Origin of the sequence: Corynebacterium sp. UMB10119B (assembly GCF_030228125.1) — a bacterium.
Lineage (GTDB): Bacteria > Actinomycetota > Actinomycetes > Mycobacteriales > Mycobacteriaceae > Corynebacterium > Corynebacterium pseudogenitalium.
Genome location: NZ_JASPBG010000001.1, coordinates 1 through 19401 on the forward strand (window position 1 = coordinate 1; position 19401 = coordinate 19401).

The 19401-nt window shown below is 66.1% G+C and carries 19 protein-coding genes and 1 other RNA gene; 11 read left to right on the forward strand and 9 right to left on the reverse strand.

Annotated elements, in window-relative coordinates:
- The 5 genes from QP802_RS00005 to QP802_RS00025 all read right to left on the reverse strand — a co-directional run.
- A partial coding sequence (locus QP802_RS00005; RefSeq protein ID WP_479684159.1) for an IS1/IS1595 family N-terminal zinc-binding domain-containing protein occupies window positions 1–216 on the reverse strand: 216 nt, incomplete at its 3' end.
- Window positions 217–955: 739 nt separating this feature from the next.
- Entirely contained in the window at window positions 956–1540 is a 585-nt protein-coding gene (locus QP802_RS00010) for a hypothetical protein (protein ID WP_284817375.1), read from the reverse strand.
- On the reverse strand, window positions 1540–2463 hold the full coding sequence (locus tag QP802_RS00015; RefSeq protein ID WP_284817376.1) for an SURF1 family cytochrome oxidase biogenesis protein: 924 nt from the start codon (window positions 2461–2463) through the stop codon (window positions 1540–1542). Before QP802_RS00015 ends, QP802_RS00010 begins: the two co-directional genes overlap by 1 nt.
- Before the next feature lie 38 nt (window positions 2464–2501).
- Complete coding sequence (locus tag QP802_RS00020; RefSeq protein ID WP_070477939.1) at window positions 2502–2966, reverse strand: low molecular weight protein-tyrosine-phosphatase; 465 nt, start codon at window positions 2964–2966, stop codon at window positions 2502–2504.
- Complete coding sequence (locus tag QP802_RS00025) at window positions 2956–3603, reverse strand: HAD hydrolase-like protein (RefSeq protein ID WP_255366067.1); 648 nt, start codon at window positions 3601–3603, stop codon at window positions 2956–2958. Before QP802_RS00025 ends, QP802_RS00020 begins: the two co-directional genes overlap by 11 nt.
- Before the next feature lie 35 nt (window positions 3604–3638).
- Here QP802_RS00025 and QP802_RS00030 point away from each other — a divergent pair, with 35 nt between their 5' ends.
- The 4 genes from QP802_RS00030 to rnpB all read left to right on the forward strand — a co-directional run bounded on the left by QP802_RS00030 (window position 3639) and on the right by rnpB (window position 6810).
- On the forward strand, window positions 3639–4484 hold the full coding sequence (locus tag QP802_RS00030; RefSeq protein WP_070362158.1) for a Nif3-like dinuclear metal center hexameric protein: 846 nt from the start codon (window positions 3639–3641) through the stop codon (window positions 4482–4484).
- 17 nt (window positions 4485–4501) lie between these two features.
- Entirely contained in the window at window positions 4502–5185 is a 684-nt protein-coding gene (locus QP802_RS00035) for a zinc ribbon domain-containing protein (protein ID WP_284817377.1), read from the forward strand.
- A 4-nt stretch (window positions 5186–5189) separates the two neighbouring features.
- Window positions 5190–6356: a bifunctional RNase H/acid phosphatase gene (locus tag QP802_RS00040; protein ID WP_070362160.1), complete on the forward strand. Its 1167-nt coding sequence runs from the start codon at window positions 5190–5192 to the stop codon at window positions 6354–6356.
- 40 nt (window positions 6357–6396) lie between these two features.
- Window positions 6397–6810: RNase P RNA component class A (rnpB, locus tag QP802_RS00045), an RNA gene on the forward strand.
- Between the two features lie 2 nt (window positions 6811–6812).
- Here rnpB and QP802_RS00050 read toward each other — a convergent pair.
- A complete protein-coding gene (locus QP802_RS00050; protein ID WP_284817378.1) occupies window positions 6813–8006 on the reverse strand; it encodes a galactokinase in 1194 nt (397 codons plus the stop codon).
- Window positions 8007–8043: 37 nt separating this feature from the next.
- Here QP802_RS00050 and QP802_RS00055 point away from each other — a divergent pair, with 37 nt between their 5' ends.
- Window positions 8044–8247 carry a hypothetical protein gene (locus tag QP802_RS00055; RefSeq protein ID WP_070362162.1) on the forward strand — a complete coding sequence of 68 codons (204 nt, stop codon included), beginning with the start codon at window positions 8044–8046 and terminating at the stop codon, window positions 8245–8247.
- Window positions 8248–8277: 30 nt separating this feature from the next.
- On the opposite strand, the gene QP802_RS00060 is transcribed toward QP802_RS00055, so the two are convergent.
- A complete protein-coding gene (locus QP802_RS00060; RefSeq protein WP_284817379.1) occupies window positions 8278–9828 on the reverse strand; it encodes a CYTH and CHAD domain-containing protein in 1551 nt (516 codons plus the stop codon).
- Window positions 9829–9934: 106 nt separating this feature from the next.
- Here QP802_RS00060 and glnA point away from each other — a divergent pair, with 106 nt between their 5' ends.
- The 3 genes from glnA to QP802_RS00075 are packed head-to-tail and all read left to right on the forward strand — an operon-like array spanning window position 9935 to window position 14650.
- Complete coding sequence (glnA, locus tag QP802_RS00065; protein WP_070363460.1) at window positions 9935–11269, forward strand: type I glutamate--ammonia ligase; 1335 nt, start codon at window positions 9935–9937, stop codon at window positions 11267–11269.
- A gap of 9 nt (window positions 11270–11278) precedes the next feature.
- The gene (locus tag QP802_RS00070; RefSeq protein ID WP_284817380.1) at window positions 11279–14323 is read left to right on the forward strand and encodes a bifunctional [glutamine synthetase] adenylyltransferase/[glutamine synthetase]-adenylyl-L-tyrosine phosphorylase; all 3045 of its coding nucleotides are present in this window, start codon (window positions 11279–11281) and stop codon (window positions 14321–14323) included.
- Between the two features lie 15 nt (window positions 14324–14338).
- Window positions 14339–14650, forward strand: coding sequence for a hypothetical protein (locus QP802_RS00075; protein WP_252932132.1), 312 nt, complete (start codon window positions 14339–14341; stop codon window positions 14648–14650).
- Here the strand turns inward: QP802_RS00075 and QP802_RS00080 are convergent.
- Complete coding sequence (locus QP802_RS00080; RefSeq protein ID WP_284817381.1) at window positions 14647–15975, reverse strand: MFS transporter; 1329 nt, start codon at window positions 15973–15975, stop codon at window positions 14647–14649. The genes QP802_RS00075 and QP802_RS00080 overlap by 4 nt on opposite strands.
- A 71-nt stretch (window positions 15976–16046) precedes the next feature.
- On the opposite strand from QP802_RS00080, the gene thrC reads away from it, so the two are divergent.
- Genes thrC through QP802_RS00095 form a run of 3 tightly spaced genes read left to right on the forward strand, consistent with a single transcriptional unit; the run spans window position 16047 to window position 18654 of the window.
- Entirely contained in the window at window positions 16047–17492 is a 1446-nt protein-coding gene (gene thrC / locus QP802_RS00085) for a threonine synthase (protein ID WP_284817382.1), read from the forward strand.
- A gap of 3 nt (window positions 17493–17495) precedes the next feature.
- Window positions 17496–17639: a hypothetical protein gene (locus QP802_RS00090; RefSeq protein ID WP_168156175.1), complete on the forward strand. Its 144-nt coding sequence runs from the start codon at window positions 17496–17498 to the stop codon at window positions 17637–17639.
- On the forward strand, window positions 17629–18654 hold the full coding sequence (locus tag QP802_RS00095) for a trypsin-like serine protease (protein WP_284817383.1): 1026 nt from the start codon (window positions 17629–17631) through the stop codon (window positions 18652–18654). The genes QP802_RS00090 and QP802_RS00095 overlap by 11 nt, the downstream gene beginning before the upstream one ends.
- A gap of 1 nt (window position 18655) precedes the next feature.
- Here the strand turns inward: QP802_RS00095 and QP802_RS00100 are convergent, their stop codons facing one another.
- The gene (locus QP802_RS00100; RefSeq protein WP_284817384.1) at window positions 18656–19384 is read right to left on the reverse strand and encodes a hypothetical protein; all 729 of its coding nucleotides are present in this window, start codon (window positions 19382–19384) and stop codon (window positions 18656–18658) included.
- Between the last annotated feature and the right edge of the window lie 17 nt (window positions 19385–19401).

Here is a 19401-nt window from a genome sequence, read left to right on the forward strand (position 1 = left end):
CTTGTGTCGTTGAGCGACGCGGTCTGCGGGTTCCCCGGAAAGGATCCAGTCGAGAAAGATTTTGAAGTGGCGTACATCGTTGGTGCGGGCGCGGGGGTTGATTGTGGATGCGTTGCAGTTCGGGCAGCGCCAGCGTTGTGTGCCTGCGGTTGTGGTTCCGTTTTTTATCAGTGTGTGGCCGCATAGTGGGCAAGACGGCCGGTTTGTGATTGCCATAGCAATTGGCCTTACCGCACCACGGTCGGGCCCTATACCACAGGTGTGGTGGTATTCGGTGTTGATTTCTCGAAACGGGCGAATGGAACTGTTTTGGAAACCATATCGGACTGTTAGGCGAGGTCATCCCAGGAAACCGGACAGATTTATACACACAAAATGTCCCTTAAGCCGTTGTTGTCCTCGCTGGATTGTGGTGCACAGCTAGCGTTCAGGAAACAGCTTCGCTATGGGCCGCGCACCAAATTCCCGGTTTCTGATTGCCGCGTTTACGTTTCCCCTGGTCGTTGCTCGATCGCGCTGGATTGTGGTGCACAGCTAACGTTCAGGCAGCTTCCTTAGGTTTCTGGTCCGGGTTAAAAGCGTGAGATTCAAGGAGAGCGATGCTGGTCGCCGAAAATCGACCCGGGCCGGGCGGGAGGCGCGACCTGCATCGCACGCTTCTAACACCTCGACCGGAATGGGTCGGCATGGTCCTCAGGAAAGTTCCCCGCAGATCTGTGAAACCGGGAACGATCTTTGTGGGCATTCGTCGCGACCTGGCGAAACGGAACCGTTGGTCGACGCGAACCGGCCTAAAACGCAAAATAGCTCCCGGACGTGGGAACTTTTTCGGTTGGTTGAGGGATTGCACACCAAATCCCGGCATTTCGGCTCGGAAGTCGTGCATTTCCCCAGGTCGCGAACGTACCGCCCGGAAATGTGGTGCCCAGCGAACACCCAGCGGGCGCAGATACCCCTACAGCTCCGCCTCGATGGCGGTGAAGACGGCCTGCATGCTGGCCTGTGGCGTGCCGGGGACGACGTCGGCGAGGACGACGCCGACTCCTTGCGGGGCCTGGAAGGTGACGGCTTCGGCGTCGAGGGGCATGAGGGCGCCGATGATGGCCAGCTCGGCATCAGGGATGCCAGCAGAACCAGAAGAACCGGCCGGGATGTCGATGTCGGTGACATCCCACTCGCCGACGCGCAGGCGGAGGGAGCCGGTTTCGATGTTGTCGGGGTCGGGGAAGACGGCGACTTCGCGCAGCTCGGCGCGCAGGGCTTTGGCGGCGAGGGCGATGTAGTCGAGGAGGTGGACGAAGGCGTTGTCGGTTTGGGGGACGCTGTGGACGACGGAGTCGATGAGCGGGGCGTTGTGGGGTCCGCGCAGGCCGAGCAGCGTGGTCATCGGGGCTTCGCGGAAGGCGTCGAGGTCGTCGAGGATGGCGTCTTCGATGTCGGCGGGTTCGGCGGCGGCGTCGAGGTGGATGTTGGCGTCACCGAGCAGCGTGAGGCAGCGGGCGAGATGTTTGACGTCGCGTTGGGTCAGCTGGTGGGGCATTAGCGTTCTTCTTCCTTTTCGTATGATTTGGCCCAGGGGTTGCGCCGTTGGGTGCCGTAGCGGGACCGCGCCTGAGCGGGAGCAGCGGGAGCAGCGGGGGCGGAGGCGGGAGCAACAGGCTCGGCGGGTTCGGAGGGGGCGTCGAGAAGCTCGGCTTGTTCTTCTTTGAAGCGGCGGCGTTCGCGGGTTTCGGCCCAGATGAAGTAGATGAGGCCGGCGGGCGCCATGATGCCGAAGGCGATCCACTGGAGTCCGTAGGAGAGGTGGTTGCCGGTCTCGAGCATGGGTAGGGGGATGGCGGTGAGGACGCCGGGGGAGTCGCTCAGGAGTTGGACGTAGGGGCTGGCCAGGGCGGTGTCGGTGAGTTCGCCGACTTGACCTGGGCTGATGGAGTAGACCATGGTGTAGCCCTGGTCGTTGAGGGGTGCGGAGGGGTGTACGCCTTCGTCGACGCGCATCATGCCGGAGATGGTTTGTTCGCCGGTGGGTGGGGCGTCGATGTCGGGGACTTGGGTGGAGCCGATGGCGGGGACCCATCCGCGGTTGACGAGCACGCTTTGTCCGTTGTCCAGGCGGAATGGGGTCAGTACTTGGAAGGATGGGGTGCGGTCGATGGGGCGCAGGCGCAGCAGCACATCGCTGTTTTGGGCGTAGGTGCCGGTTGCGGTGATGCGGGTCCACTCGGCGCCGGGGGCAAGGGCACCCTGCTTGTCGACGACCTCTCCGATCGGCACCGGGTCATGCTCGAAGGCGGTCTTGATGTGGTCATTGCGCTCGACGAGCGCTTCGTTTTTGTTGAGCTGCCAGGGCGCCAGCAGGGTGAATGCGAAGTAGGAGAACAGCACGATCAGGATGGCGACGATGACCCAGCCTGGGGTCAGAAACGTTTTCCACCATGGTTGTGCACCTGTTTCAGGTTGCATTGTTGCTCCCGCTTTCACAGATTCCGTACTTTCTCCGGCTAGTCTAGCTGCGCTTTGACCCAGCTGATAATACCTGGGGCGGCGGCTTCGATTTGTTCGCGTGTGGTTTGGAAGCCGTCGGCGCCGCCGTAGTAGGGGTCTTCGACGCCGGCGCCTTCGGGGGCGGCTGGGTCGAAGGAGCGCAGCAGGCGGATGCGGGATTCGGGGACGCCGCGGGCGATGAGTTCGGAGACGTGGTTGGTGTCGAGGGCGACGATGAGGTCGGCATCGATTTGGTTGGCGCCGAACTGTTGGGCGCGGTGGCGGGTGCCGTCGTAGCCGTGGTTGGCGAGTTCGGCGACGGCGCGCGGGTCGGCGGGGCCGCCGACGTGCCAGCCGCCGATGCCGGAGGAGGTGACGCGGACGTCGTTGGCGAGGCCGGCGTCGGCAAGTTTGGCGGCGATGATGACTTCCGCCATGGGCGAGCGGCAAATGTTGCCGGTGCACACGAAATCAATATGCATAGAGGATCTCCTTGAGCTCGGTTGCGGTTTGTGCGGTGTGGGTGGCCTGTGCCCACTCCTCGGCGTCGCCGTATCCCCAGGTCACGGCGACGGACGGGATGTCGAAGTGGGCGGCACCCGTGAAGTCGTGGGTGCGGTCGCCGACCATGATGGGGCGCTTTGCTGCGAAGGTGTTGTGGACGTACTCCAGCACCGCGATCTTGGTGCTGCGGCCGCGCTCGTGGTCGGCGGCGCCGAGGAAGTCCAGGTGCGGCCAGATGCCCGCGCGCTTCAGCGCGAGTTCGGCGAAGGTTTCGCTTTTGGACGTCGCCGTACCGACACGGAACCCATCCCGGTCAAGCTGGGCGATGAGTTCGGCCATGCCGTCGAAGACGGTGAACTGCTGCCACCCGTCGGTGCTCATGAAGTCGGAGTAGACCTGCATCGCGGCGTCGACTTGCGCGGGCGTGCACCCGGCCTTCTCGTAGGACTCGCGCATGGGCGGCCCCGGGATCTTCGCGATGAACGCTTCGTCGGGCGGGGCGACGTCGATGGCGGCGAGCCCCCGCAGGAAGCCTTCGCGGATTCCTGGGAAGGAGTCGAGGATGGTGCCGTCGACGTCAAAGAGCACGGTCGGGCGGTTTGTTTGGAGTGTCACGCCCACCAGCATTCCAGGTTTGTAGGCTAGTTGCCATGACGACGAAGACTGTAGGAGATATTGTCGCGGCACTCGAGGCCGCCTACCCGCCCGAACTCGCCGAAAGCTGGGACCAGGTCGGCCTGATTTGCGGCGACCCGGACGAGCCCGTGCACAAGGTGGCGTTTGCCCTGGACTGCACGATGAGCGTGGTGGAGCGCGCGCTGGAGGAAGGCGCGGACATGCTGGTGGTTCACCACCCGCTACTGCTGCGCGGGGTGCACTCTGTTGCGGCGAATACGCCGAAGGGCAAGGTCGTGCACACGCTGATCCGCGGCGGCTGCGCGTTGTTCGCGGCGCATACGAACGCGGACTCGGCGCGCCCGGGGGTCAATGACAAGTTGGCGGAGCTGGTCGGGATTCGGCCCGGCAGGCCGATTCGCCCGGTGGGGGATGTGGACGTCGATACGCCGGGGGCGCTCGAGCGAGCCACCGGCCTTGGGCGAGTGGGCACCCTGCCTGAGCCGATGACCCTGCGCGAGTTCACCCAGCGCGTGGCCGACGCCCTGCCTGAGACCGTGTGGGGCGTGCGCGCCGCAGGCGACCCGGAGCAGATGGTGCGCACCGTCGCCGTCTCCTCCGGCTCGGGCGACAGCTTCCTTGACGATGCGAGGGCGCTCGGCGTCGATGTCTATGTCACCTCGGACCTGCGCCACCACCCAGTCGACGAGCACCTGCGCGCTGGTGGGCCCGCCGTGATCGATACTGCGCACTGGGCGAGTGAATTTCCGTGGACGCAGCAGGCAGAGGGTATCGTGAACCCGCTAGGCGTGGAAACGTGCATCATCCCCGTGCGCACGGACCCATGGACCGTTTCCGCCCACCCGAATCAAGCCAAGTAAAGGAGCAGTGCTTCCCCGTGAAACTTGCCGTAGAACTCCAGCAGGTACTACTGAATCTTGCCAAGGCTGACCGCCAGGCCGCCCACCCCGACGCCACGAGCGAGGAGGAAAAGGAGCTGCAGCGCCTCACCGCGGAGCTCGAGCGCATGCGCGGCGCGGCGTCTGCGGCGCAGCTCGCCGTCGACGACATGGAGCTGGAGATCCTGCGCATCCAGGAAGACGAGCGCAAGCTCAAGCGCCGCGACCTGGACAACAAGCGCATGCTCGGCGCGGAGACGGACGAGGAGCGCCGCAAGGACCTGCAGCACGACCGCTACACCACGAAGTCGCGCATCGCGGATTTGCAGTATGAGCTGAAGGAGGCCCACAACGAGATCGCGGCGCTGCGCAACAACCGCGACAACCATGGGGCTCGCCTGGACGGGCTCGAGCGCAAGGTCGAGGCCGCACAGCGCGCCGTGGACGCTCTCCCGGCACGCGAGCGCGTGGACACCGAAGCACTGCGCAGCCAGCTGCCCGCGGACGTCCTCGAGGCCTACGACGAAATCGGCGCCGCCGCGTTCAACGGCCGCACCTGCAACGGCTGCTTCATCGCCCTGCCCGCCACCGAGCGCAACCAGGTCAACGCCACCCCGGCCGACGAGGTCCCAATGTGCCCGAACTGCGGCACACTGCTGGTACGCACCCAGGTACAGGAGTAGGCGCATGAAGGTAGCCATGTTTTGCGACGGCGGCTCCCGCGGCAACCCCGGCGTGGCCGGAAGCGGCGCCGTCGTCTACGGCCCGGACGGGGAGACGCTGGCGGAAGTCGTCTACGCGGTGGGCAAGAAGTCCACGAACAACGTCGCGGAGTACCACGGGCTCATCGAGGGGCTGAAGGCCGCCATCGACGCCGGCGCCGACGAAGTCGCGGTGTCCATGGACTCCAAGCTCGTGGTCGAGCAGATGAACGGGCGCTGGAAGATCAAACACCCCGACATGCAGCAGCTCGCACTGGAGGCGAAGCAGCTTGCGCGCACGTGCACAAAGGTGACGTACACGTGGGTGCCGCGCGCCAAGAACAAGAAGGCGGACGAGCTGTCCAACGTAGCCATGGACGCCGCCGCGAAGGGCAAAAAGGGCCTCATTGCGCACGAGGCGCCTGCACACGAGGCACTTGCGCAAGCACCGAAGCAGGCTGCCCCGGCAGCACCAAAAGAGGCGCAGCCCCACGAGACCGCCAGCCCCGGCCACTGGTCCGGCACCGACGCCCCACGCACCCGCTTCGTGCTGCTGCGCCACGGCCAAACCGAACACTCCGCCCGCCGCGTCTACAGCGGGCAGGCCAACCCGCCGCTCACCGAAATCGGGCAGGCGCAAGCGCGCCGGGCCGCGGCCGCGCTCGCCGAGATGGGGCACATCGACGTGATCGTTGCCTCACCGCAGGCGCGTGCCCAGCAAACCGCGCAGGCCTGCGCGGACGCGCTCGGGATTGCGCACGAGGACATCGTCACCGAGGAGGGCTTCCGCGAGGTGGACTTCGGTGACTTCGAAGCGCTCAGCAGGCAGGACGCGCAGCAGCGCTACCCCGAGGAGTTCGAGGCGTGGCAGGCCTCCGCCGCCACCGCGCCGCCGAACGGGGAGTCGCTGGCATCGCTGCATCGCCGCGTCACGCGTGCCCGGCTGCGCGTCCAGGAGCGTTACGAGGGCAAAACCATCCTCTTGGTGGCGCACACCACGCCGATCAAGTCGGTGATCCGTCAGGGGCTGAACGTGAGCGCTGAAGTGTTCAAGCACCTGTTTCTGGACTTGGCGTCGATTTCTGTGGTGGAGTTCTACGGGGAGATGGGCGTGGTGCGCTGCGTCAACGACGTCGCCCACCACCGAAAATAAAGCGCACCGGCCGCTGTGTTGTAGAGTGGCACAGTGCGAATGAGCCGGCCGGGCGACCGCGTCGCCCCGAACCGCCACACGCGTTGTGGCTGGCGGGGACCGAGGAAAGTCCGGACTCCACAGGGCACGGTGGTTGCTAACAGCAACCCGGAGCGATCCGCGGGCAAGTGCAACAGAAAGTACACCGCCAACCCAGGCAACTGGGTAGGTAAGGGTGAAAGGGTGCGGTAAGAGCGCACCGGCATGCACAGTGATGTGCGTGGCCAGGTAAACCCCACCGGGAGCAAGGCAAGAACCGCAGCCGCAAGGCTGGGGTCGTCGGACGTGATGAGGCTGCCCGCCCAGTCCGAAGGTAGCTGCTTGATGCGCCCAGCGATGGGACGCACAGATGGATGGTTGCCGCCCGCGCCTACGGACGTGGGTACAGAATCCGGCTTATAGGCTGGCTCATTCGCCTTACACTTCGATCCTGCCAACCTCACCCGTCGTGATCGGGATGACCAGCAGGTTCTCCTTCATTCGGGAGGCAAAGTTTTCGGCTTTCGACGCCGGCACCAGCGCCAGCACCGACTGGGAGACCCCAGGTGCGGCTGGTCTTGCGACGCTCGCTCCGCACTCGCACGCAAGCTGGCTCAGCAGCGCCGGGGTCGCCAGGGCCTCATCGGCGGCGTCACCCGCGTGGGGGTGCAGCGCGTTGACCAGCGCATCGATCTGCTGCGAGCGCAACGCCTGCGCCGCACCCAGTGCGCGTGCCGTTTCGTCCTCACAGCGCTGCAGCACTGCGCGTGCGCGCTGTGGATCCGGTGCGGAACTATCGCCAACGGTGTGGCGGGCCTCCACCCACTGGACCACGCGCGCGGTCGCGTCCGGTAGTTGGCGCAGCGAGGCCACGCCGAAGTTTGCAGCTGCCGTCTCGATGAACTCCTGGCGCCGCCGCATCGACTCCGCGAACGCGTCTGGCTGCGCAGCCTGCTCCTTGGCCACCACGTACAGCCGCAGGCCAAGGCGCTCCGGGTGGGTGATCTGCGTGACCGAGCCGTCCGCCTGCTCCACAAGGTTCAGGGTGGTGCCGTGGCCGCGAAGCGCCGCGGTGTAGCGCGCCTTCAGTGGGCTGGACGTGGCGTACGCGGTGGCGGACTGTGCGCAGACCTCCGCAAGCTTCGTGCGCAGGGGAGGGGCGTCGATATCGTCGTGGGCGCCGGCGCACGCCAGGGTGATGGCGGCTTCTGCCGCGGCAATCTCGCCGAGGCCAACACCGTGCGGGACGTGGGAGACCACTGAGATGTCCATTCCCGTGGTCTCGCGGGAAAGCACCTGGCGGTGGATCAGCGTATGGATCAACCCGGTAATCCGGTGCGCGAGCTGCGCTTCCTCGGTGCCCGCGGTGGGCGCGTTGAGCGCCGCCAGGGTGGTGGTCGCGGCGAGGACCTGGCCGTCGGAACGCGTGAACTGGAGCGAAATGACATCGTCCGACCTGCGGCTCACCGCGGCACACACCCGCTGCGGGCCAAGCCCGATGATGCTCGCCCCGCCATAACTATCGACGCCATCACCAGCCACCACCACTGTTGCCGGCGCGGACGCCACATGGTCGGGGGCGCAGCCAGCGTGGTGGGCATGCGCAGCACGCATCTCCTGTTGGACATTCATAGGGCACAACCATACCCGCGGCGCTAAGGTGGGCGCCATGAACGGAAACTTCTACTACAACCCGACCACCGGCGAGATCACCGAGGGCAAAGAACAGTCCTGGGAAAACCGCATGGGCCCCTACAAGACACGCGAGGAAGCCGAGGATGCGCTGCGCATCGCGGCCGCGCGTAACCAGCAGGCGGACGCGGAAGAGGCCGCAGAGGACAACTGGGGCACCCCACCTTCCTGGGAGAAGTAGCCCCTACTACACGAACAGGACTTACAGGGCTTACAGGGCTTTCTGCGCCGCCTTCTTTACTTCGCGGATTGCGCCGAAGTAGCCGCGCAGTGCCTTTTCACCGTCGCGGAGTTCGCGCTGGAAGCACATGCCGTAGGCGAACACGTCCTCGTCGCGCTGGCGCGCCAGCTTCGCAAGCACCAGCAGCTCCTCGCGCGAGGTCGCGCAGTCCTGGAAGTCACCCAGCATCGATTGCAGGCGCTTGCAGGCCTTGATAAGGCGCTTGAACTTCGGGTCGCCGGTGGCGGCCGCGGCGTAGCGCAGCCGCTTGGCGGCCTTGCGTACGTCGTGCACGTAGGCCTCGCGCTTCGCGCGCGGCAGTGACGTGTCGTGGTAGCGGTCGTCGACCTTGGCGTGGCGCTTCATCAGCTTCTTATATGCCTTGCGCACGTGGCGGGCCAGGGCCTCGTCGTTGTCCTTGATGCCCTCGCGCACCTGGGGAGGGTTCGCGATGAGTTCATCGATGGCGTCGAGAAGGTTGAGGTAGGCGTCGCTGTTGCACATGTTCACGATGTTGCGGTGCGCGAGCTTGTACACGCTGTGCATATCCTCGCGCAGGTGGGCTGCGGCAGCATCATCCATGCAGCCGGAGTCGTCGGTGTCGAGCAGCTGCAACCACCGGGCGTGCACCACCTCAGCGTCGCGCGCCACCCCGAGCACGCCCGCGACGTGCTTGAGTTCCTTCTCGATGTTCGAAAACGCATCGCCCTGCACGAGCCCGTCGAAGGTGCGCAGGATGGAGCGCAGCTCCCGGATTGCCACGCGCTGCTGGTGCACCGAGTCCCACTGGTCGGCGCGTACGGCGCGGTCGCCGTGAACGATGGTGTCGCGAAGCGTGCGTACGGAAGTTAACAGGGAATGCAGCGGGGAATCCGCAGACAGGTGCGCCTCGGTGAGGTGCGGGGGCAGCGGAGCTTTCGCCAACGAGTCCCCGAGTGCGGACGTCAGCTTCGACGGCGAGGAGGACGGGCGAGCGCCGGAGGAGAGCAGGTAGCGCTCCGCTTGGCGCAGCAGGGACGCACCTGCGTTGGTACCCGCGACCTGCTCCGTGAGTTCGAGTTCCCACTCGCGCCAAGTGGTGTGCGAACCCCCTGGTAGCAGGGAGCGGGCGGAGACGTGGTCGTCGCAAAACTCGGCGACGGGCTGGCCTTCCTCGTCGGCGAGGATGGTTTCCACGCGGTGGTTGTCCACCTGGGCAATGGGCTGCAGCGGGTGGCGGCGCACGATGGCGCGGACGGCGTCGACAAGCTCCTGCGGGACCGTGTGCGGGTCCTGCAGTGGGCAGCGTAGCTCGGTGCGGCCTTGACCTGCTGGAATCTTCATGTGCCAGCCGTCGTCCGGGCCTCCCGTGCGGCGGCGCAGCGTGATCTTCTCGCGCGTCAGGCGCAGGTCAGCCGTGTCGTAGTAGATTGCGGAGAGCTGCTGGTGGCTCGTGCTCGCGAGCGCGGACACCCCCGGCAGCTGCCGCATGTCGGGGACGGCGGTGGAGTCGTCGACAGCTAACTTGATCTCAATTTCTACGTACTCATGTGGTGCAGCCACGGCGAAGCCCTACTTTCAACACGAAGCATGTGTGGTCACCGCAAAGTCTAACGTGTTCGCCCACTTTCGCGGCGACATGAGCGCAGGCGCAGTAGGGTACAACACTATGGACACGCAACAGGAAAACGTACTTCGCATGGTTGAACAGCGAGACATCGCGTTCATCCGCCTGTGGTTCACTGACATTTTCGGATCCCTGAAAACCGTCATGATGAGCCCCGCCGAACTTGAGGCCGCCTTCGACGAGGGCGTGGGCTTCGACGGCTCCTCCATCGAGGGCTTCTCCCGCATCTCCGAGTCCGACACCTTGTTGCGCCCGGACCCCTCCACCTTCCAGCCGCTGCCGTTCGACGAAGGCACCGGCCTGCAGACCGCCCGCATGTTCTGCGACATCACCATGCCGGACGGCGACCCGCTCTACGCCGACCCGCGCCAGGTACTGCGCCGTCAGATGACGCACGCGCGCGAGCTCGGCTTCGAGTTCAACGCCAGCCCTGAAATCGAGTACTACGTGCTCAAGCAGAACATGCCTGGGGAGGACCCGGTGCCGGCGGACAAGGGCGGCTACTTTGACCAGGCGAAGCGCAACGAGGCACCGAAGCTGCGACGCCAGGCGATCGCCGCGCTGGAGTACATGGGCATTGTCACCGAGTTTTCCCACCACGAGGCCAGCGCCGGCCAGCAGGAGATCGACCTGCGGCACACCGACGCGCTGACCATGGCAGACAACGTGGTCACCTTCCGCTACATCGTGAAGACCGTCGCGGAGGCCAACGGCGTGCACGCCACGTTCATGCCAAAGCCGTTCGCGGACATGGATGGTTCCGCGATGCACACCCACTTCTCACTGTGGGAGGGGGAGACCAACGCCTTCCACGACCCGGACGATGAGATTTCGCTGTCCAAGACGGGCCGCCAGTTCATCGCGGGCATCATCGAGCACGCCAACGAGATCTCCGCGGTGACGAACCAGTGGGTCAACTCATACAAGCGCCTCCAGTTCGGCTCGGAGGCGCCGACCGCGGCGACGTGGGGCGTGTCCAACCGCTCCGCGATGGTGCGCGTGCCCACCTACCGCCTGCACAAGGCGGACTCGCGCCGCATCGAGGTCCGCTCGTTGGACTCCGCCTGCAACCCTTACCTTGCGTACGCGGCGGTGCTGGCAGCGGGCCTGCGCGGCATCGAGGGAGAGTATGAGCTCGACGAGCCAAGCCGCGACGACGTATTCGCGCTGACTCGCCGGGAGCGCCGCGCGATGGGGTACCGCGACCTGCCGAACTCACTCGACCAGGCGCTGCGCCACCTGGAGCGCTCCGAGTTCATGGCGGAAGTGCTCGGGGAGCAGGTCTTCGAGTTCTTCCTGCGTTCGAAGTGGGACGAGTACCACGCTTACACCTCCCAGATCACCCCGTGGGAGATCGAAAGCGGCATCGACCTTTAAGGAAACACCATGTCTGCAGACGCACCCTTGCCGAACCCTGCGAAGCTCGGGCTGACCAGCCCCCGCGCCGCCGAGGACTTAGCCACGCTCGGCATCACGGATGCGAAGGTGCTCGCAGCGCTTGCCGACGCCGGCGATCCAGACCTGGCGCTCAACACGCTCTACCGTCTCTTCAGCGCGCTTGACGACGCCCCATCCTGGCAGGACGTGCAGTCCCACCTTGCGGCCGACGGCCAGTTCCGCACCCGGCTGTTCGCGCTGCTCGGCGGCTCCACGGCGCTGTCCGACCACCTGGTGGCGCACCCGCAGCGCTGGCGCAGCCTGCTCGAGCCGCTCCCAGGCAGCGAGGAGCTCTTCCTCACGATGCTCGCAGCCGTCGACGCCGCACCGGCGGGCCTCGAGGGCGACACCGCAAGCGAGGACCTGACCACCCCCGGCACCTACCGGGCGGGGCAGGAGTGGTCGCGCCACGCCAGCGCCACCGCACCGCTTCGCGAGCACTACCTCACCCTGATGACGCGGATCGCCGCCTCCGACCTCGCAGGTGAGGTGGGCTACCGCGACGTCACCGAGTACGTCACCACGCTTGCCGACGCCGCTCTGACCGCCGCGCTGGCCGTCGCCGTCCGCGAAACCTACGGCGACGACGACCCCGACTCCCGCCTCGCGATCATGGCAATGGGCAAGTGCGGCGCCCGCGAACTGAACTACATCTCCGACGTCGACGTCATCTTCGTCGCCGAACCAGCCACTGCCCCGGCCACCAAGACCGCCAGCACGGTGATGCAGCTGGGCACCGCTTGCTTCTTCGAGGTCGACGCCAACCTTCGCCCGGAGGGCAAGTCCGGCGCGCTCGTGCGCACCGTTGACAGCCACCTGACGTATTACAAGCGGTGGGCGCAGACCTGGGAGTTCCAGGCGCTGCTCAAGGCACGCCCGATGACAGGCAGCGCCGAGCTGGGGCAGCGCTACATCGCGGCGTTGCGCCCGCTGGTCTGGGAGGCGTCGCAACGCACAAGCTTCGTCGAGGACGTCCAGGCGATGCGCAGGCGCGTGCTCGAGCACGTGCCGAAAGACCTGCGCGAGCGCGAGCTCAAGCTCGGCAGCGGCGGGCTTCGCGACGTCGAATTCGCCGTCCAGCTGCTGCAACTCGTGCACGGGCGCATCGACCCGAGCATCCGGGTGAAGAACACTGTCGACGCGCTCCAAGTACTCACCGACGGCGGCTACATCGGACGCGAGGACGGCGCCAAGCTGATCGACGCCTACGAGTTCCTCCGCCTGCTCGAGCACCGACTGCAGCTCACCCGCTTCAAGCGCACCCACCAGCTGCCCAAACCCGACGACGCGAAAGCGCTGCGGTGGCTCGCGCGCACCTCAGGCTTCCGCACCGGCCCACGCGCGACCGCGACCGAGGCGCTGCGCACCCGCCTCAAGCAGGTCCGGTTCACCGTGGCCAACCTGCACGAACGCATTTTCTACCGTCCGCTGCTTAGCGCGGTGGTGAACCTGAGCTACGGCGAGGCTACCTTGAGCGCCGACGCCGTCAAGGCCCAGCTCGCCGCACTCGGCTACCGCCACCCGGCGCGCGCCCACGACCACCTCACCGCGCTGGTGAAGGGCACCTCGCGCCGGGCGAAGCTGCAGGCGATCCTGCTGCCGTCGCTCATGCACTGGCTGGGTGGCACCGCGGACCCGGACGCGGGGCTGTTGAACTACCGCAAGCTTTCGGAGGCGGCGGAGGATAAGAGCTGGTTTTTGCGCATGCTGCGCGACGAGGGCGTGGTCAGCCAGCGCCTCATGCAGATCCTGGGCACCAGCCCGTACGCCTCCGAACTGATCATCGCGGCCCCTGAGGTGGTCAAACTCTTTGGCGACGGCTCCTCGGGTCCGCGCCTCATCGAGGCGGCGCCCGACCAAGTGGAGAAGGCGATCGTCGCAGCCGCCGGGCGCTACGAGGACCCGGACCGCGCGGTGTCGGTGGCGCGTTCGCTGCGTCGGGCGGAGCTCGCGCGCATCGCCGCTGCCGACCTGCTCGGCTTCATGGAGGTGCGCCAGGTCTGCGAGGAGCTCACCTACGTGTGGGACGCCGTTCTGCGCGCCGCGCTCGCCGCAGAGATGCGCGCCCAGCACCAGGACCCCGAGCGCCCAACGCCGGCGCGCATCGCTGTGATCGGGATGGGCAGACTCGGCGGGGCGGAGCTCGGCTATGGCTCGGACGCGGACGTGATGGTGGTTGCCGCAGCCAACGAGGGCTACAACGACCACGAAGCAACCGTGTGGGCCGCCAAGGTCATTGAGGCGATGCGCGCGCGCCTGGCCAAGCCGAGCGCCGACCCACCCCTCGAGGTCGACCTCGGACTGCGCCCCGAGGGGCGCTCTGGCGCGGTGGTGCGCACGGTGGAGTCCTACGAGCGTTACTACACCGAGTGGGGCGAGGTGTGGGAGCGCCAGGCGCTGCTGCGCGCCGTCACCATCGCCGGTGACCGGGACCTCGGCGCGGACTTCCTCCGCGTCATCGACCCAGTGCGCTACCCGCCGGGGGGTGCCAGCCAGCGCGACATCAGGGAGGTCCGCCGCATCAAGGCGCGCGTGGACAACGAACGCCTGCCCCGCGGGGCGGACCGCGCCACCCACACCAAGCTGGGCCGCGGGGCGCTCGCCGACGTCGAATGGACCGTGCAGCTGCTCACCATGATGCACGCGCACACTCACCCGGCCCTGCACACCACCTCCACGCTGGAGGCCCTCGACTACCTCACCGACCCCGACGACGACCTACCGCAGGTCATCGCTCCACACCAAGCCCGCCAGCTGCGCGAGGCATGGCTGATGGCCACCAGAGCCCGCAACGCCATCGTGCTCGTCACCGGCAAGCGCACCGACCAGCTGCCCGCGCCGGGCACGCAGCTCGGCCCCGTCGCTGGTTCCGCGGGCTACAGCCCGGAGCACCAACAGCAGTTCCTGGAGGACTATCGGCGCACCACCCGCCGCGCATACCACGTGGTTGAGGAGGTGTTTTGGGGCGAGGCCCCCTCGCACGAGTTCGAATAACTTATGCTGGTGCCCATGGCTGTACAGATTGCAATTGACCTTGAACACGCAACGTTCGCGGACCTCGTCGCACTTGTCGACGCCGCCCGCGTCGCCGGCGTCACCGCAGACACCGCACTCGAGCTGGCAGACTCCACGCTGAGCATCGCCGTGGAGCCCGGCACCACGGATGCACACCAGCAGCGCGTGCCCGAGCGCACCCGCGAAGGCGAGGGGCCGACCACGGTCTCCACGCCCGGATCCTCGGCGCTGCCGCAGCTTGGCGACGCCGCCATCCGCTCCGTCGTTGACATCCTGACCGGGCGCCAGGAACCCCCGCGGCGCTAGTTTGCCTTCGTTGGTGGCGCTTGCTCGACGATCTTGAGTCGGCGCATCTGCGGCTGCGCCTTCGCCCGTGCCACGAGCAGGCCCACGATCAGCAGGATTGCTAGCACATAGACCGCGATCCAGGCGTACTGGAAGTCCTCCCACGTGTACTGCACCGAATCTGCCGAGTGGTCCAGCAAAATCCCCACAGCCTGGGCTGCCACCATGGAGGAGGTAAACCCGCCCATATTGGCCAGGCCGGTCCCGGTCGCCACCATGGCGGGTGGTACGTGCTCGCGCACGTTATCGAATCCGAAGTTGGACGCGGGCACCACTGTGCCCATCACGATCACCACCGCCAGGATCGCGCCGAAGCCGCGCGGAGTGGACGTCGAAAAGAACCACAAAAACATCAGCGGCGTCAGCGAGCACAGCACGATGACCGCCATGTCACGGCGCACGCCCAAGCGTGCAGAGACCGCACCGAGCACCGGCGATGCGACGATCATGCACACCGTCAGCACGATGAGCACCGTGCCGGCCTCCTGCTCGTTCAGGCCCATGCCGAGCGTCATCATCGGCACACCCCACAGCAGGGTGAAGGTGATCATCGGGAAGATGGAGAACCCGTGGATGAAGAATGCCTCCCAGCACACCGGTGAGCGCACCACCGTCGAGAGCGTGGTGCGAAGCGGCACTTTTGCGCTTTTGGCCGCAGCCTCCTCGCCAGGCTTCGTGGGAGCGTCCGCCACTGCGACCACCGCGGCGAGCGCCACGAGCACCCCGACCGCACCGAGCGAGACGAACGCGACCTGCCAGCCCTTCGCGTGCAGCAGCGCCAAGAACGGCACCGCGGACAGGAACTGACCCATCTGCCCAATCGCAGTGGACAGCTGCGTAAACAGCGGCGTCTTGCGGGGAGGGAACCAGCTCGGCAGGATACGCATCACCGCCAGGAACGCCGTGGCGTCGCCCGCGCCGATGAGCACGCGCGCCGCAAGTGCGACAGGGTAGGAGGACGTAAACCCGAGCAGGATCTGGCCCACCGCCATCACGAGCGCGCCGACGATCAGCATGAAGCGCGGCCCCTGCCTATCGATGAGCACCCCGGTCGGGATCTGCGCCAACGAGTACACACCAACCTGCACTGCGGTGAACACTGCGATCCGAGAAGCGTCGATACCAAAGCGGTCGATCGCCTCAACACCCGCGACACCGAAGGATGTGCGACCCAAGATGGCGACCACGTACACCGCGACCGCAGCGAACCACACAAAAAGGGCGCGCCGGGTGACGCGCTGCTGTGGGTCGTTGGTCTGGGAGACAGGGGAGTTGGAATGGGGCATGCGGTATAACGTACTCCTTTGGCTGTGCAATCCGGCATGCGGGTCCGGTGCGTCACGTAGACTGTGCAACCGTGGATTACATTTCAACGCGCGATACCGCAGGCACAACCTACAAGTTCACCGACATCCTGCTCACGGGCTTAAGCCCGGATGGCGGCTTGTTCCTTCCCGTGGAGTACCCGCAGCTGAGCCCCGAGCAGCTCGACAGCTGGCGCACGCTGCTCGCCGAGCGCGGGTACGCGGCACTCGCCGCCGAAGTGCTCAAGCTCTTTATCGACGACATCCCGCACGCCGACATCGAAGCGATCACCGCCCGCGCCTACCGCACCCCCGTATTTAACGACGCCGCCATCGTCCCCGTAACCAAACTCGAGGACGACCTGTGGCTGGCACACCTCTCCGAGGGGCCAACCGCGGCGTTTAAGGATATGGCGATGCAGCTGCTCGGCGAGCTCTTCGAATACGAGCTGGGCCGTCGCGGCCGCCACCTGAACATCCTGGGCGCTACCAGCGGCGATACCGGTTCCTCTGCCGAGTACGCGATGCGCGGCCGCGACAACATCCGCGTGTTTATGCTCACCCCAGCTGGCAGGATGACGCCATTCCAGCAGGCCCAGATGTTTGGCCTGGACAATCCGAACATCTTCAACATCGCCCTCGACGGCGTCTTCGACGACTGCCAGGACGTGGTCAAGGCCGTCAACGGCGACGCCGACTTTAAGGCGAAGTACGCCATCGGCGCCGTCAACTCCATTAACTGGGCACGCCTGTTGGCCCAGACGGTCTACTACATCTCTACCTACCTGCGTGTGACCGAGAGCAACTCGCAGAAGGTGAGCTTCTCGGTGCCGACCGGCAACTTCGGCGACGTGTGCGCGGGCTACATCACCAAGCGGATGGGCCTGCCCGTTGACCGCCTGATCGTGGCTACGAACGAGAACGACGTCCTCGACGAGTTCTTCCGCACCGGCCAGTACCGCCCGCGCAGCGCGGCCGAGACTCAGGCGACGTCCTCGCCGTCCATGGATATCTCGAAGGCGTCGAACTTCGAGCGCATGATGTTCGACGCCGTCGGGCGCGACGCCGCGCTGACCGGCGAGCTCTTCGGCACCAAGGTGAACGACGGCGGCTTCGACGCCGAGGACTTCGGCGGCGCAGACGTCCTCGACCGCATCCGCGACGCGTTCGGCTTCTGCTCCTCCTCGTCCACCCACGCTGACCGCGTGGCGACCATCCGCGAGGTCCACGAGCGCTCCGGCGTGCTGATTGACCCGCACACCGCCGACGGTGTCCACGCCGCCCGCGCTGTCAGCGGCGACGTCAACACTCCTATCGTTGTGCTTGAGACCGCGCTGCCGGTGAAGTTCGCCGAGACCATCGTCGAGGCCACCGGCACCCAGCCGGAGGTGCCCGAACGCTTCCGTGGCATCATGGACCAACCACGGCACGTCACCGAATTGCCGAATGACGCCGACGCCGTGAAGGCCTTTATCCAAGACTCCATCGAAGGGAAGTAGAACATGGCACAGGAACAGTTCGCAGGCCCGGAGTACTTCACCGAGTTCGACCCCGAGAAGTTCATCCGAGACATGAAGATTCAGAAGGAAGAAGCTGCCAAGGGCGACCCCGCCTTCGCTGACGATGAAGCGGGCGATGAGCAGTAGCGGCGACCTCGCCAAGAAATACCAGCCCGAAAACGGGCAACAGTGGACGTTCCCGGAGCCGGTCGCCCCAGTAGGGCAGCCGGCGCCTCGTCGCGGGCTAGGTGGTGCCGCGTGGTTTACCATCATCGTCGCCGCGCTGTGCTTGGTCGGGATGGTGGTGTGGCTGGGCCTGCACACCTCTGAAATAGACACGCGCACCGCCGAGGAGCGCCAAGCCCAGGAAGCCGTCCAGCGACCCGGGGAGCAACCGCCTGCCGCGGCAACGGGCAACCGGATCCTGGTGCCCGAGTTCGCACCGTGGGCGCCGGGCTCGCTGATCCAGTCCACGGACCACTACCCAGAGCCGGGGGAGCGCTTCACCGCGCAGTCCTGCACCGTCGCGTTCACGTTCTCGGGTGCCGACGGCCGCTCCTACGCCGTCACCGCCGGGCACTGCGGGCGTGAAGGCAACCTGGTGTGGCCGAAAGGGGCCTCGGACACGAACGACTACTCGCAGGAAGTCGGTAGGTTTATCTACTCCGGGCTTTACACCCCTGATGTAGAGGACCCAGAGGCGGAGCGCATCGACGTCGGCATTATCGAGATCTACGACACGGACCGCGCTGTGCCGCTCGTCGGCGACCCGATCCCAACTGGCATCGGTGCCGACATCGGCCCTGTTGACCGCGTCTGCAAAACGGGCGGGACGACCGGCTACACCTGTGGCCACTTCGAGGCCGCGAGCCGCGTCCAGATCGTCACCGGCCACGACGACGAAGCAAAGCGCGAGTCCCGCGGCGACATCGCAGGCGTCTGCGCCTCCTCCGGCGACTCAGGCGGCCCCGTCTTCGCAGACGTGAATGGGCGCGCCACCATCATCGGCGTGGTATCCGGGACGGAAGCCGACCGTTCAGGAGAGGAGTGCTGGGAAGGCATGGAGCACCCGATCATGATGTCCTACTCCAACGTCGACCAGATCCTGAGCGTCATCGAGCGCGTCGTGCCGGACGCCCAGTGGGTCGAACAGCAGTGGTGAGCTACTGCGTATCGGGCGTCGGGTTCGTCTGCAAGTCGTGCTTGCCCTTGTCATCAATCTCGAGCGTGGTCACTTCGCCAGCTCCGTAAGCCTGGTAAATCACCTCGACGAAGCCGTCGGGGAGGCCAACGTCTTCCCACATTGCGATGAGGCTGTCGCGATCAGCCTCGTCGGCCACGTTCATCCACGTTACCTTGACTTTCTGTCCGAACGGGTAGTGCAGGAACCCAACGAAGTCGGCGTCGTAACTCAGCGCGAGGCGCATTTGCTGCGCAATCGATTCTGGTGCGGGAGCGTCGTGGCAGTAGTCCCACAAACTCACGTTGAGGTTGCTGCCCGTGCGCAGCTCGACGCCGGGGATGCAGTTCTGCTGCAGCAGGCGTGAGAGGTGCCCCGCGAACGAGTCCACGTCTTGCACCGCGGTATCCGTGATGTCGCCGCGCAGCGCTGCGCCGCGATGCGCCTCGCGCACCTCTGCATCCGCGATCAGGTACGGCCGGATGCTCGCTTCTATCGACGCGATGTCGGCCTGCGGTGCCTCGGGCTGAAACACTAGTTCGCGCTGCAGCCGAGTCTCCTGCGGGGCATTGTGCTGGTAGACGTACAGCGCAACTGCCAGCGACGCCAACACCACCACAAGCGCGCCGTAGACCACCACGAACACCGCCGTCGGCACTCGACGAAGCAAAGCGGCAGACTGAGCGGAGTCATCAGTGGTGGTGTGCAACATGCCGTAAATAGTAACCG

Excerpts from the sequence above, each read along its gene's own strand:
- QP802_RS00010 (WP_284817375.1), bottom strand. The coding sequence starts at position 1,540 with ATGCCCCACCAGCTGACCCAACGCGACGTCAAACATCTCGCCCGCTGC.
- QP802_RS00015 (WP_284817376.1), bottom strand. The coding sequence starts at position 2,463 with ATGCAACCTGAAACAGGTGCACAACCATGGTGGAAAACGTTTCTGACC.
- QP802_RS00020 (WP_070477939.1), bottom strand. The coding sequence starts at position 2,966 with ATGCATATTGATTTCGTGTGCACCGGCAACATTTGCCGCTCGCCCATG.
- QP802_RS00030 (WP_070362158.1), top strand. The coding sequence starts at position 3,639 with ATGACGACGAAGACTGTAGGAGATATTGTCGCGGCACTCGAGGCCGCC.
- QP802_RS00040 (WP_070362160.1), top strand. The coding sequence starts at position 5,190 with ATGAAGGTAGCCATGTTTTGCGACGGCGGCTCCCGCGGCAACCCCGGC.
- QP802_RS00050 (WP_284817378.1), bottom strand. The coding sequence starts at position 8,006 with ATGAATGTCCAACAGGAGATGCGTGCTGCGCATGCCCACCACGCTGGC.
- QP802_RS00055 (WP_070362162.1), top strand. The coding sequence starts at position 8,044 with ATGAACGGAAACTTCTACTACAACCCGACCACCGGCGAGATCACCGAG.
- glnA (WP_070363460.1), top strand. The coding sequence starts at position 9,935 with ATGGACACGCAACAGGAAAACGTACTTCGCATGGTTGAACAGCGAGAC.
- QP802_RS00070 (WP_284817380.1), top strand. The coding sequence starts at position 11,279 with ATGTCTGCAGACGCACCCTTGCCGAACCCTGCGAAGCTCGGGCTGACC.
- QP802_RS00075 (WP_252932132.1), top strand. The coding sequence starts at position 14,339 with ATGGCTGTACAGATTGCAATTGACCTTGAACACGCAACGTTCGCGGAC.
- QP802_RS00080 (WP_284817381.1), bottom strand. The coding sequence starts at position 15,975 with ATGCCCCATTCCAACTCCCCTGTCTCCCAGACCAACGACCCACAGCAG.
- QP802_RS00090 (WP_168156175.1), top strand. The coding sequence starts at position 17,496 with ATGGCACAGGAACAGTTCGCAGGCCCGGAGTACTTCACCGAGTTCGAC.
- QP802_RS00095 (WP_284817383.1), top strand. The coding sequence starts at position 17,629 with ATGAGCAGTAGCGGCGACCTCGCCAAGAAATACCAGCCCGAAAACGGG.
- QP802_RS00100 (WP_284817384.1), bottom strand. The coding sequence starts at position 19,384 with ATGTTGCACACCACCACTGATGACTCCGCTCAGTCTGCCGCTTTGCTT.